Below are 13,189 nucleotides of genomic sequence, written 5' to 3'. Positions count from 1 at the left end.
AGACATTTTTTTCGGTTGGGCGATAATGAAAACTCGATTTTTTATGCACTAACCTTTTTATGTTAATCACCTTACCGATTGCCGAACTTGTACCAGGGATGTTTGTTGACAGTGTCAGTAAGCAACAAGAACACATAAACAGCATTAAAATAAAAACGCGTGGTTTAGTGCGTGATAAAACCATTATTAAGCGTTTAATTTCTGAGGGCGTTGAAGAACTCCTTATCGATTTTGCTCAGAGTGATGTTGCGCTTCCTAAAAAATACCAACCAGTTGCAGAACCAAGCAAACCAATTGTAGAGCAAACTGACGCCCTTAATACTAAGTCGCACGCTGTAACGGTTGAGCAGGAGTTTCTTAAGGCGAGTGTTCACTACGAACAGTACAGCCGTAAATTACAAGCACTTTACTCAGACATCACCGCGGGTCTGAAAATGAATATGAGTTTATTAGATGATATTGCGGTTGATATTGTCGGCTCTGTGTTTCGAAATCACAATGCGCTGACGATATTAACGCGTCTTAAAGACAAGCATATCTATAATTGGCGTCATATGATTAATACCGCAATTTTAGTTAGTGTGTTTGCTAAGTATCTAGGCTACAAAGAAAAAACGATAAAAGAGCTTGCTATGGGGGCGCTTTTGCATGATATAGGGCAAGCAAAAATGCCGCAAGGAGTGCTATCAAAGCCCAGTGCATTGAATGACACAGAAATGCAGGTTGTTAGAAAACATGTCGCACAAAGCTTAGGTGTGATTAAAGGTGAAAAGGGAATTAGCCCTTTAATGCTTGATATGGTCGTTAATCATCATGAACGCTTAGATGGCAGTGGCTACCCGCGTGGCATTGGCGCTGAAAAGCTGAGTCGGCCAGCGCGAATGATGGCCATTGTCGATGTGTATGATGCAATGACAGCAGACCGCCCTCATCAATTAGGCGAAGAGCCTATCTCGGCATTACGTTACTTGTTGGCTAATAAGCACCTGTTTGACTCAGAACTTGTACAGCGGTTTATTAAGTGCTTGGGAGTACATCCAGTTGGCACAATTGTTAAGCTTAACAATGAACGCCTTGCGTTAGTGATGGAAGGGAATCACGAGAACCCTATAAAGCCTAAAGTAAAAATATTTTATAATGCTAAACACAAGCACCATATTACCGCTAAAGATGTTAATTTAAGCGAAAACCATGAATTAAAGATTGTTGCTAGTATCAAACCGCTTGATTATCAGCTTAATTTGGCTCGTTTGTTAAAAGAGCATTTGCTTGTTTAGCTTTAGTGCAGCGCTTTTTGGCATTACGTTTAGCTGAAATAAATGCACCACTAAAACAACTTACCATTAATACCAGCCACAATAATGTGCCTTTTTCGACATGCAAAGCAACACAACACAACAATAACGACATAACCGCGCTGCACATCGCACCTAACCAATACTGATTAACGGGGTTATCGCACTCACCGGCTTTGGTGCAAGCACAGTAGTTTGCTTTACAGAAGTAGTAAACACTGACTCCACATAAGAGCAATGCAGTAAAAATAAAAGCGATTTCCATAACCATGCCTGATCCATTAACACACTGTTTTTAGTCTAAAGCGATGCTAAAAAGATGTCAATGCAAATGATAATTGATATCAATTGCTGTTTGTTACCAGAGATCTGATGAGTTTTAATAAGTTGTTATCTTGTTGTTAAAATGTGGGTTTTTTACCTATTTCTAACGAAAAATTACAGTTTTTTGATCTTAATTAAGGTAATGTTCGAAAGTTTGTAATTATTAGAATAAAACATCTAATACCAACATCTAGCGCTAACTTTAAAAGCTAACTAGCTGGTTGCACTATAAATTGGTATCGCTAACGCATTAGATTGCAAGAGGACACAGATTTATGAAGTTCACTAAAACATTAATTGCAGCATCACTTGCTGTTGTTTCTGCTGACAGCTTTGCTGCAGCTTTCCAATTAGCAGAGCAAAATGTATCGGGTTTAGGCCGTGCATACGCAGGTGAAGCAGCCGTTGCTGATGATGCTTCAGTTGTAGCTCGTAACCCTGCACTTATGTCTTTATTCAAAGACAAGCAAATTTCAGTGGCAGGCATTGCTGTTATTCCAGACGTAAGCTTAAAAGGCCAGAGCGCTGCATATGGTTTAGATGCAAACTCAATTGATGATGATAGCATCGCTCCATCTGCATTTATTCCTGCGGGTTACTTCACCATGCCATTAAATGACAAAGTGTCGTTAGGTTTTGGTGCTTTTTCTAACTTTGGTCTTTCAACTGAGTTTAATGACGACTATGCGGCAGGCTCGATTGCGGGTGAAACTGAAATCGTAACTGTTAACATGAATGCCAGTGCATCGTACAAAATCAACGAGCAGTTCAGCGTAGGTCTTGGCTTAAACTATGTTTACGCTGATGCAAAAGTAGTTCGTAATGCCGGTGCTAACCCATTTGGTATCCCTGCGAATACGCAAATTGCTCACCTTGAAGGTGACGATTATGGTTTTGGTTGGAACGTGGGTGCAATGTACCAACTTGATGAAAATAACCGCTTTGGCTTTAGCTACCGCAGCGAAACAGATATCGATTTTGAAGGTGAGTACTCAAACCAATTACCTGCAGCTGTGGGTGGTTTAGCGGGCATGACTGTACCTGGCGAGCTAAAATTAACATTACCAGCGATTGCTGAGTTCTCTGGTTCACACCAATTAGACAAAAAGCTAGGCGTACACTACAGCATTTTATGGACTGGTTGGGATAGCTTCCAGAAATTAGAAGCGTATACACCAAGCCGTGAAACGCCTGTTTTCTCTAAAGAAGAGAATTTCTCTGATTCAATGCGTTACTCAATTGGTACTGACTATCAGTACAGCGATGCGTTATTACTTCGTGCAGGTATTGCTTACGATGAATCGCCAGCTGATCAATCACACCTTTCAATCTCTATTCCTGATACAGACCGTTTCTGGTTCTCGTTCGGTGGTAATTACGCATTCAGCGAAAACTCAAATATCGACTTAGGTGTGAGTATTCTTCGTGGTAAAACACAAAACTTCACTGAAAAAGATAGTTTAGCAGCGTCACTTGGCCAAAATGTTTCATGGGAATATGAATCAAAAGGTCATGCTGTACTATTAGGTGCTCAGTATAACTACACATTTTAATATTTAAGGCGGTTTTTATACTGTGTAAAAATCGCTGATACTTATTAGAAATTAAAAAAGCCGCATCATGAAATACCATGATGCGGCTTTTTTGTAAGCGCGAATTAATCGCGCTTAGTGTATGGCGTTATAGGCTTTCTATTTTCGCCTTTTGCGCTAATAGTTTGTCTTTTGCATCTGTAAACTCAGCAAGCTTAGCGTGCTCTTTAGCAAGAACTGCTTCAGGTGCGTTGTTCACAAACTTTTCGTTGGCAAGTTTATTTTGTACTTGCGCTAAGCCTTTTTCAGCTTTTTCTAGCTGCTTAGCAATACGACCAAGCTCAGCTTCAACATCAATTAAACCAGCCATTGGGATCATGATTTCCAAGTTGCCAACATACGATGTTGCACACGCTGGCGCATCGTCTTTATTTTCAAGCAGCGTGAACGCTTCAAGCTTAGCAAGTGATGCTAAGAATGCTTCGTTATCAGCTAAACGGCGCGTGTCTTCATCTGATGCATTAGCCAGTAAAACCGACAATGGTTTACTTGGGCTAATATCCATTTCACCACGGATATTACGGATAGCTAGAATGAACTGTTTAACCCACTCTAGGTCGTCCATTGCTTGGCTGTCGACGTTTGCAGCTGTGTATACAGGGAAAGCTTGCACCATAATACTGGTGTTTGCAGTTTCAATACCCGCCAGCGGAGCAACACGTTGCCAGATTGTTTCTGTGATATAAGGCATCATTGGGTGCATTAAGCGCAGTAAGCTTTCTAATACCGTGATAAGAGTATGACGCGTACCACGTTGTTGTGCTTCGTTGCCTTTGAATAATACCGGCTTAGTAAGCTCTAAATACCAATCACAGAACTGGTTCCATGTGAACTCGTAGATAGTGTTTGCAGCAAGGTCAAAACGGTAGTTTTCTAGGTGCTCTGTGTAGGTTTTAACCGTGGCTTCAAATTGACCTAAAATCCAACGGTCAGCCAGTGAATACTGCTTTTCAGCCTCAGTATTAAAACCACAATCTTGCTCTTCCGTATTCATTAATACGTAACGGCTCGCATTCCATAGTTTATTACAGAAGTTACGATAACCTTCAAGGCGGTTCATATCCCAGTTTATGTCACGGCCTGTTGAAGCCATTGCCGCTAATGTGAAACGTAGGGCATCTGTACCGTGTGCTTCAATACCATTTTCGAATGTTTTACGGGTATTCTTTTCAATCTTCTTCGCAAGCTGTGGCTGCATCATGTTGCCAGTGCGCTTTTCAACGAGACTTTCAAGGTCGATACCGTCAATCATATCGATTGGGTCAAGTACGTTACCTTTTGATTTAGACATTTTGTCGCCGTTTTCATCACGGATAAGACCGGTGACATAAACGGTTTTAAATGGAACTTGTGGCTTGCCGTCTTCATCTTTGATGAAGTGCATGGTCATCATGATCATACGCGCAACCCAGAAGAAGATAATGTCGAAACCGGTTACCAATACATCTGAAGGGTGGAAGGTTTTTAAATCATCTGTGTTTGCAGGCCAACCCTGTGTTGAGAAGGTCCACAGTGCTGATGAAAACCATGTATCAAGTACGTCTTCGTCTTGTTTAAGCGCCACGTTATCAGCAATGTTATTGTCGCGGCGAACTTCTGCTTCGTCACGGCCAACATACACGTTACCTTCGTTGTCGTACCAAGCTGGAATACGATGACCCCACCAAAGTTGACGTGAAATACACCAATCTTGTACGTCGTTCATCCACGAGAAGTACATGTTCTCATATTGTTGTGGTACAAATTTAATGTCGCCGTTTTTAACGGCTTCTTTGGCTGGTTCTGCAAGCGGTGCTACACGCACGTACCATTGGTCTGTTAGTAGAGGCTCAATTACCACACCAGAGCGGTCACCGTAAGGAACCGTTAGGCTGTGGTCTTCAATTTTTTCTAATAAACCCAGTTCTTCAAATTCGCTAACAATTGCCTTGCGTGCATCAAAACGGTCAAGACCGTGCAAGCGTTCAGGAATAGGTGCATCAAGCGCCAGCTCTTTACCGTCGAAAGTATAGCTTTCGCCTTGGCTTAATACTGCCGCATCTTTGTTGAAGATGTTGATCATAGGCAGTTGATGACGTTTGCCTACTTCGTTATCGTTAAAGTCGTGCGCTGGCGTGATTTTCACACACCCCGTGCCTTTTTCCATGTCGGCATGTTCATCGGCAACAATAGGAATACGACGATTGACGATAGGCAGTAAAATTTCTTTGCCGATCAGGTCTTGGTAACGCTCATCATCAGGGTTAACAGCCACGCCAGTATCACCTAACATGGTTTCTGGACGCGTTGTTGCTACGATGATGTAGTCTTTACCGTCTTGTGTTTTTACGCCATCAGCGAGTGGATAGCGAAGGTTCCACATATGGCCTTGCTTGTCTTTATTTTCAACTTCAAGATCAGAGATGGCTGTGTGTAACTTAGGATCCCAGTTTACTAGACGCTTACCACGGTAGATTAAATCGTCTTTATGAAGACGTACGAACACTTCTTTTACGGCTTCAGATAGACCTTCGTCCATAGTGAAACGTTCACGGTCCCAATCGACTGACGCACCTAAGCGACGTAATTGTTTGGTAATTGTGCCGCCAGAGTGATTTTTCCACTCCCAAATTTTGTCGATAAATGCATCACGACCTAAGTCATGGCGTGTTTTACCTTCTTCGGCAGCAAGCTTACGCTCAACCAGCATTTGTGTTGCGATACCTGCGTGGTCGGTACCTACTTGCCATAATGTGTTGTTGCCTTGCATACGCTTTAAACGTGTTAGCGTATCCATGATAGTGTCTTGGAATGCGTGGCCCATGTGTAAGCTACCCGTGACGTTTGGTGGCGGGATCATGATTGAGTATGCGTCACCTTGGCCAGATGGTTTAAAGTAGCCTTTTTCTTCCCAGTCTTGATATAAAGACTGTTCAATATCTTGCGGATTGTAGGTTTTATCCATTACACAGAACCTTAAATAAATGCTTAAATGTCAATTTCTTGCGTTGCAATATGGGCGCCCAGTTGGCGAAGCTTTTTAAACCGCTCACGGGCAGCTTGTTTAGCGGTTGGCTCAACGGGAACAAAGTCAAAAACTTGCTGAAAACGGCGAATAAAATCCGGCAGGTGTTCAGCTAAGTTGATTAATATCTTTCTGTTGCCGACAGGTGGCGTCATACCAATTTCTACTGGAGCGCCGCCTTTAGGGCCTTCACCTTGTAGGTTGTGTGGTATGAAACTATCTGGTTCAAATGACCAAATGATGTCGTCGATTGTGTGGGCCGTGTCGATGTTATCGGCGTAAATAAATACGCGATGACCAAGACGATACTGATCCGCAGCGATTTTAGCGGCAAGATCAAAACACGCTTTATCAGCTTGCTGGCTGTTATCATCTTGTTTTAGAACGTAAAATTGTGCGTTCATGCTCATTGTGACGGGCGTCCCCACAGATACACAGATCAAAGCAGAGATTTTGACATAGAACGCGTATTGCTTCAATTAATAAGGCGCCATTTGGCGCCTTATTTAGCGTTACTTACTCTGTAAATAACGTGCTTAGTCGTGGCTTGCTTCGCTAATGCCAGCACGGTTTAGTAAATACTGTGTCAACATTGGCACCGGACGACCCGTTGCACCTTTGTTTTTACCACCACTGCGCCATGCTGTACCAGCGATATCTAAATGCGCCCAATTGTATTTTTTGGTGAATTTAGACAAGAAACACGCAGCAGTAATTGTCCCAGCTGCACGGCCACCTAAGTTGGTGAAATCAGCAAATGGGCTTTCAAGTTGTTCTTGATAATCATCCCACAGTGGCAACTGCCATGCGCGGTCGCCACTTTGCTCAGATGCTTTAAGTAAGTCATGGGCAAGCGGGTTATGATTTGAAAGTAACCCCGTTGCATGCGAACCAAGCGCAATAATACAGGCACCCGTTAAGGTGGCTACATCGACCACGGTATCGGGTTCAAAGCGCTCAACATAGGTGAGTGCATCACACAGCACTAAACGGCCTTCTGCATCGGTATTTAATACTTCAACAGTTTGACCTGACATTGTCGTTAAAATATCACCCGGACGATAAGCATTTGAACCAGGCATGTTTTCACAACCAGCAAGCACACCAACCACATTAATAGGTAACTGCATTTGAGCCAATGCGCGCATTGTGCCAATAACCCCAGCGGCACCGCCCATGTCGTATTTCATTTCATCCATGGCTTCGCCTGGTTTGATTGAAATACCGCCAGAGTCAAAGGTTAAACCTTTACCAACGAGTACGATAGGGGCTTGGTCTTTGTCGGCACCTTGGTATTTAATTACCGACATCACAGACTCGTTCGCACTACCACGGCCGACAGCAAGGTATGAATTCATGCCAAGCTCAGCCATTTTTTCTTCACCAATAATTTCAACCGTGACATTGTCAAAGTTGTCGGCAAGCTCTTGTGCTTGCTCACCTAAATACGCTGGGTTACAGATATTAGGTGGCATATTGGCAACGTCTTTACATAATTTACTACCGGCTGCGATAGCTAAACCATGCTCAATTGCACTTTCGCCAATCGTGAGTTCACGGCGTGTCGGTACATTGAAGACAATTTTGCGTAATGGTCGACGAGGGTCGCTTTTTTTACTTTTAAGCTGATTAAATGTGTATAAACAATCTTGTGTCGTTTCAACGGCTTGACGTACTTTCCAATAAGTATCACGGCTTTTAACGTGCTGCTCTGTTAAAAAGCATACCGCTTCCATAGAGCCTGTCTCGTTCAGCGTGTTAATGGTTTTAGAGATGATTTGTTTATATTGTTTGTCGTCCAACTCTCGCTCTTTACCACAGCCTACAAGTAAAACGCGTTCGCTCAGTACATTGGGTACATGATGCAACAACAATACTTGACCAGGCTTACCCTCAAGGTCGCCACGGCGCAGTAAATTTGAAATATAACCATCGCTGATTTTATCTAGCTGTTCACCAATGGGCGATAAACGACGTGGCTCATAAACGCCAACTACAATACATGCGCTACGTTGTTTTTCTGGACTACCACTTTTTACGCTAAATTCCATTGTCACTCCTGATTTTGAGTCGTATAACCTTAGTAAATAAGGGTAAGAAATTCATTTTCGAGTCCTTTCTTACATTTTTTAGTTTATTAACACTAATATTAGCTCATAAACTATGACTCTATTTACGTGTTTTTGAACTTTATCTTATTGTGAATATCAATATCACATAATAGATGCCATCTGTACTATAAATGCAAGATTATATGTTCTTGCTAGGTATGATATTTAATTGTGATGGCATATAATAAAGTGAGTAAAATAACTAGTTTACTCAAAATTTCTTACTATTCCAGTGAAACACGATGTTTAACAGGGGCGAGCATTGCTAATTTTCCGTTATTTGACCACTGAAGTCTTAAAGTCGCAGGTCGCCGTATTTTTAACTTTAATGACCATTTTTGTGTCGCAAAAGTTTGTGGTGATTTTAGGTGATGCCTCAGATGGAGGACTTCCTGCAAAGCTTGTGCTTTCGATGATCGCGTTAAAACTACCGCAGCTTGCGTCGCTTATTCTCCCTTTGAGTATCTTTTTAGGTATTATTTTGGCCTATAGTCGTATTTATGCCGATAGCGAAATGACGGTGTTTAGAGCCTGTGGCGTCAGTGAATGGTATGTTGTGCGCGTCACGCTTATTTCAAGTACAGCGATGGCCATTCTTGCGGGTGCCTTAACACTGTACATTGCACCATGGGCGAGTGAGCAAGAGTATCAATTAAAAGAACAAGCAAAAGCCGATGCTGGTTTGTCTGCACTTCGAGCGGGTCGTTTTCAGCAAACAGGCAACGAAAAAGCCGTTGTCTTTATTCATAATATTGAAAACGGTGGTAAAGAACTTCACAAAGTTTTTGTTGCCCAGTTACCTGACCGTGAGAAAGGTGATTTGGCACGGTTAGTCTACGCAGAGCGTGGTGTCGTGATTGAACAAGATAACGGTGAGCAACAACTTATTTTGAATGATGGTAAGCGTTATGAAACAGACGGTGAATCTGCGGCGCTTAACCTGACAGAGTTTGATGGTTATAGCGTACAAATCCAAGACCAAGAAATTGAACATCAACGCCGTAAATTAGAAGCCGTACCAACGTTTGATTTATTTAAAATGAAAAGTGTAGAAGCGGTTGCTCAGTGGCAGTGGCGTATTGCAATACCGCTTTCGATTCCACTGCTTACTTTACTGGCCGTTCCGCTTAGTGTGGTTAACCCACGACAAGGTAAATTTGCTAAATTAGTGCCTGCAATCAGCTTGTATTTAGGGTATTTCATCCTTCTTAATGCCGCTAAATTTGCTGTTGAAGATGGTAAAATACCACCTTCAATTGGGCTGTGGTGGATTCATTTATCTGCCTTGTTTATTGGTGGTTTATTGATTATTAAAGGCCGCCCGCTCGGCGCATGGTTAAAAGCAGTGGTGACTAAGCGGGAGTTAAGCGCATGATGAAAACACTCGACTGGTATTTAGGCCGCAGCATTATTCAAACTACAGGATTTGCATTAATGGTGCTGGTTGGTATCAGTACCCTTATTAAATTTATTGAACAGTTAAAATCGGTAGGGCGTGGCAGTTATGATATTGCGACAGCACTGATTTACACTGTGTACAGCATGCCGGGAGACTTGGTTATTTTCTTTCCGATGGCAGCGCTCATTGGTGGCTTAACGGGACTCGGTGCTTTAGCATCAAACAGTGAGTTGGTGGTGATGCAGGCCGCGGGCATGTCGCGTTTACAGATTATTGCCTCGGTAATGAAAACAGCCATGTTTATGGCTATCTGTATGATGGCGCTTGGTGAGTGGGGAGCGCCCGAAGCACAGCTTAAAGCGAAAGAAATACGCAACCACGCTATTAACGGGGGCGATGTCTTTAATGCCAAACAAGGTGTATGGGCAAAAGATGGCAGCAACTTTATAAATATAGAAGATGTTGATCAGCAAGGCGTATTGCGTGGTGTACATATGTATCATTTTGATAAGTCATTGCAATTAACTCAAATAACGAAAGCAAAAGAAGCCGTAAACCGAAAAGATGGTTGGCTGTTGCGTGGCGTTAATAAAGTTAAAATCACGCCAGAACAGATTAGCACTGAACAGCAAACTGAAGAGTTTTACGATTCACAGTTAACAGCAGAAAAATTAGGGGTTGTATCGGTAAAACCAGAAGCGTTATCGTTTACTGGGCTTTGGTCATATTTGAGTTACCTAAAACAAAATGAACAAGATACCAGCACCTATGAGTTAGCACTGTGGCGCAAAGTAATGCAGCCTGTGTCTATCGCGGTGATGTTATTAGTGGCGTTGTCGTTTATATTTGGCCCACTGCGAACCGTTACAATGGGCGCTCGAATCATTATGGGGGTTATAACCGGCATTACCTTCCACTTAACCAATGAAATATTTGGCCCTGTGGTGATGGTATATCAAATTCCAGCGGTTGTCGGTGCGGTGTTGCCAAGCATTCTATTTATTGGTTTTGCGACCTACTTGCTAAATAAGCGTGTGTAGTAAACGTACTTAATTACAAAAAAAGCGTGACTATCTAGTCACGCTTTTTTGTATCTACTGTATCGCTTTACCAATCAGTGATTACACCAATAAGCTTAATTAAGCGAACTGCGCCTAATCCAATGAGCGATAAATGCGTTTATTTTCTTCTTTTGTGAGCGTAATTACTTCTGTTTTAGCTATGTAATCTTGCAGTGCACGTTTGTTTTTAAAATCAATCAGCACCACTAAATTACCCAAACCTAATAAAGCACATATTGCTCTTAGCGCACCTTGTTGCCAGCTAATCAGCTTACCATCGAGGGTTTGTACTTTTAAGCGCCATGCGCGCATGCCTATGGTTTGCCCGCTTTTAGCCCAAAAGTAACTAAAAAATGCCACGCTCACTAACACCAGTAATCCACTACGGATGCCATAAAGCAAAGGGGAGTTTTGAATATACGCTGAGACATCCTCAGCATTGCCAATACTCAACACATCAAGTGAAATAAGTCCCTGAACAGCCAGTAGGTATAGCACAGTTGTGAGCATTGCAAAGGCAATCACAACCAAGGTGTCGTAAATTAACGAGGCAAAACGGCGCCAAAAATCGGCACGAGGAAACTCAGCTGACATAAACACTCTCATCCTATTAAATTGCGCTGTAGTTTAGCAAAGTCCTTAGCAAACAAGAAATACTTAGCGAGGGTTTCGCTTGTCGACAAACAGGTCTGACCTGCTATAGTTGAAAAAATAATAAAAAAGAGAGCCCTTCTATGTCTGTTTCTTCGAGTGAAACCCACGTGGTATTTAATCAACCCAAACCGCTTGAAAACTATAACGCGTACGAGGCTGACGACGTGTTGCAGTATTGGCAAAATTGTTTTGCGGGACAATGGGGAACAGCGCATCTTTCTGCTTTTGGGCAACAGGTGGGAGGGGAACTGTTACAAGCTGGGTTCTTGGCAAATAAGCATTTGCCTGAACTTAATACACATAACCGCTTTGGTGAGCGTATTGACCATGTTGATTACCATCCAAGTTATCATCAGCTTATGCAGCATGCCATAGCGCAAGGACACTGTGCCTTACCTTGGCAGCAAAAAAAGCAAGGCAGTCATGTTGTACGCGCGGTGATGGCTGTACTACATAATCATGCTGACCCAGGGTCAGGTTGCCCGCTAACGATGACCTTTTCGAGTGTGCCCGCTATTGCCAGTCAAGCCAATATCGCTGAAGTTTGGCTGCCAAAAATACTGGCCAATCATTATGATGGCGACAACAAGCCGTGGTTTGAAAAACAAGGTGTTACGATTGGTATGGCCATGACCGAAAAGCAAGGAGGCACCGATGTACGAGCAAATACCACCAAAGCAACACCATTAAATGAAGGCGGTGCAGGGCAGCTTTACGTGCTTGAAGGACACAAATGGTTTTGTTCAGCCCCCATGAGCGATGCTTTTTTAGTGCTCGCCTATGCCCCTAATTCACAATTGTCGTGCTTTTTAGTGCCGCGCTGGCTTGAAAGTGGTGAAAAAAATGCCGTCTATATTCAGCGTTTAAAAAATAAATTAGGAAATCAGTCAAATGCCAGTTCTGAAATCGAGTTTAGATCAGCGCATGGCTGGATGTTGGGCGAACCAGGCAGTGGTATTAAGACGATTATTCAAATGGTCGCACTCACACGGTATGACTGTATGCTCGGCTCAAGTTCATTGATGATGCAAGCAGTAAAAGAAGCGGTATGGCACACATCAGAGCGCGCTGTTTTTGGAAAAAAACTGCATCAACAGCCATTAATGCTGAATGTCTTAGCTGATTTAGCATTGGAAGCAGAGGCCGCGTTGGCAATCTCGATGCGGATTGCCCACGCACTTGATAAACAAGACGATGATAGCGAAGCTGCACTCGTTCGCAGTGCGACTGCGATTGGAAAGTACTGGATTTGCAAGCGTGCAGTTCAGCACACCTTCGAGGCGATGGAATGCATTGGTGGAGTAGGTTATGTGCAAGACAATATTGCCAGTCGCCTTTATAAAGAAGCCCCTGTTAATTCAATTTGGGAAGGGTCAGGTAACGTGCAATGCTTAGATTTAATGCGCGTGTTTAACCGCGAGCCAGAATCGTTAACGGCGCTTATGAAGGAGCTTGAAAAAGCACGTGCACTAAACAGTGATTACGCCGATAAGCTTGATGAATTGCAGGCATTACTAACCGATACGTCACATTTAGAAATACAGGCTCGGCGGATCATTGAGCGCTTAGCACAGCTTTGGCAAGCCGCAACGCTCTTGCAGTTTGGTGAACCCATTATCGCACACGCATTTGTAACAAGCCGTTTGAAAGGTCCTCACTTTTCGCAGTATGGTTGTTTAAGCCATGAAATAGACTGTCAGGCCATTGTTTCTCGAATGATGCCAAAGCACACTGGTTAACAACTTGTTT

10 protein-coding genes are annotated in these 13,189 nt (G+C 42.9%); 5 read left to right on the top strand and 5 right to left on the bottom strand.

The window, feature by feature from the left end:
- The first annotated feature begins 59 nt into the window (after nucleotides 1-59).
- Nucleotides 60-1,277: an HD-GYP domain-containing protein gene (locus H3302_RS12505; RefSeq protein WP_074988927.1), complete on the top strand. Its 1,218-nt coding sequence runs from the start codon at nucleotides 60-62 to the stop codon at nucleotides 1,275-1,277.
- Here H3302_RS12505 and H3302_RS12500 read toward each other — a convergent pair.
- The gene (locus H3302_RS12500) at nucleotides 1,237-1,560 is read right to left on the bottom strand and encodes a hypothetical protein (RefSeq protein WP_182395412.1); all 324 of its coding nucleotides are present in this window, start codon (nucleotides 1,558-1,560) and stop codon (nucleotides 1,237-1,239) included. The genes H3302_RS12505 and H3302_RS12500 overlap by 41 nt on opposite strands.
- A 334-nt stretch (nucleotides 1,561-1,894) precedes the next feature.
- Here H3302_RS12500 and H3302_RS12495 point away from each other — a divergent pair, with 334 nt between their 5' ends.
- Nucleotides 1,895-3,172, top strand: a complete 1,278-nt coding sequence (locus H3302_RS12495) for an outer membrane protein transport protein (RefSeq protein ID WP_036966153.1) — start codon at nucleotides 1,895-1,897, stop codon at nucleotides 3,170-3,172.
- Between the two features lie 127 nt (nucleotides 3,173-3,299).
- Here the strand turns inward: H3302_RS12495 and H3302_RS12490 are convergent, their stop codons facing one another.
- The 3 genes from H3302_RS12490 to pepA all read right to left on the bottom strand — a co-directional run bounded on the left by H3302_RS12490 (nucleotide 3,300) and on the right by pepA (nucleotide 8,266).
- Nucleotides 3,300-6,155: a valine--tRNA ligase gene (locus tag H3302_RS12490; RefSeq protein ID WP_065979700.1), complete on the bottom strand. Its 2,856-nt coding sequence runs from the start codon at nucleotides 6,153-6,155 to the stop codon at nucleotides 3,300-3,302.
- Nucleotides 6,156-6,178: 23 nt separating this feature from the next.
- Complete coding sequence (locus H3302_RS12485) at nucleotides 6,179-6,625, bottom strand: DNA polymerase III subunit chi (protein ID WP_036966161.1); 447 nt, start codon at nucleotides 6,623-6,625, stop codon at nucleotides 6,179-6,181.
- Nucleotides 6,626-6,751: 126 nt separating this feature from the next.
- Entirely contained in the window at nucleotides 6,752-8,266 is a 1,515-nt protein-coding gene (gene pepA, locus H3302_RS12480; RefSeq protein WP_036966165.1) for a leucyl aminopeptidase, read from the bottom strand.
- Between the two features lie 322 nt (nucleotides 8,267-8,588).
- Here pepA and lptF point away from each other — a divergent pair, with 322 nt between their 5' ends.
- Together lptF and lptG are read left to right on the top strand one after the other, a co-directional pair.
- The gene (lptF, locus tag H3302_RS12475) at nucleotides 8,589-9,701 is read left to right on the top strand and encodes an LPS export ABC transporter permease LptF (RefSeq protein ID WP_036966168.1); all 1,113 of its coding nucleotides are present in this window, start codon (nucleotides 8,589-8,591) and stop codon (nucleotides 9,699-9,701) included.
- Complete coding sequence (gene lptG / locus H3302_RS12470) at nucleotides 9,698-10,765, top strand: LPS export ABC transporter permease LptG (protein ID WP_036966171.1); 1,068 nt, start codon at nucleotides 9,698-9,700, stop codon at nucleotides 10,763-10,765. The genes lptF and lptG overlap by 4 nt, the downstream gene beginning before the upstream one ends.
- A gap of 114 nt (nucleotides 10,766-10,879) precedes the next feature.
- On the opposite strand, the gene H3302_RS12465 is transcribed toward lptG, so the two are convergent.
- On the bottom strand, nucleotides 10,880-11,380 hold the full coding sequence (locus H3302_RS12465) for an RDD family protein (RefSeq protein ID WP_182395410.1): 501 nt from the start codon (nucleotides 11,378-11,380) through the stop codon (nucleotides 10,880-10,882).
- A gap of 140 nt (nucleotides 11,381-11,520) precedes the next feature.
- On the opposite strand from H3302_RS12465, the gene H3302_RS12460 reads away from it, so the two are divergent.
- Complete coding sequence (locus H3302_RS12460) at nucleotides 11,521-13,179, top strand: acyl-CoA dehydrogenase family protein (RefSeq protein ID WP_182395408.1); 1,659 nt, start codon at nucleotides 11,521-11,523, stop codon at nucleotides 13,177-13,179.
- The last annotated feature ends 10 nt before the right edge of the window (nucleotides 13,180-13,189 follow it).

Source organism: Pseudoalteromonas sp. MT33b, from assembly GCF_014117385.1.
GTDB classification, from domain to species: domain Bacteria; phylum Pseudomonadota; class Gammaproteobacteria; order Enterobacterales; family Alteromonadaceae; genus Pseudoalteromonas; species Pseudoalteromonas lipolytica.
Note: the sequence above shows the minus strand (reverse complement) of the source record. Positions and strands in the feature narration are given on the sequence as shown.

Excerpts from the sequence above, each read along its gene's own strand:
- H3302_RS12505 (WP_074988927.1), top strand. The coding sequence starts at position 60 with ATGTTAATCACCTTACCGATTGCCGAACTTGTACCAGGGATGTTTGTT.
- H3302_RS12500 (WP_182395412.1), bottom strand. The coding sequence starts at position 1,560 with ATGGAAATCGCTTTTATTTTTACTGCATTGCTCTTATGTGGAGTCAGT.
- H3302_RS12495 (WP_036966153.1), top strand. The coding sequence starts at position 1,895 with ATGAAGTTCACTAAAACATTAATTGCAGCATCACTTGCTGTTGTTTCT.
- H3302_RS12490 (WP_065979700.1), bottom strand. The coding sequence starts at position 6,155 with ATGGATAAAACCTACAATCCGCAAGATATTGAACAGTCTTTATATCAA.
- H3302_RS12485 (WP_036966161.1), bottom strand. The coding sequence starts at position 6,625 with ATGAGCATGAACGCACAATTTTACGTTCTAAAACAAGATGATAACAGC.
- pepA (WP_036966165.1), bottom strand. The coding sequence starts at position 8,266 with ATGGAATTTAGCGTAAAAAGTGGTAGTCCAGAAAAACAACGTAGCGCA.
- lptG (WP_036966171.1), top strand. The coding sequence starts at position 9,698 with ATGATGAAAACACTCGACTGGTATTTAGGCCGCAGCATTATTCAAACT.
- H3302_RS12465 (WP_182395410.1), bottom strand. The coding sequence starts at position 11,380 with ATGTCAGCTGAGTTTCCTCGTGCCGATTTTTGGCGCCGTTTTGCCTCG.
- H3302_RS12460 (WP_182395408.1), top strand. The coding sequence starts at position 11,521 with ATGTCTGTTTCTTCGAGTGAAACCCACGTGGTATTTAATCAACCCAAA.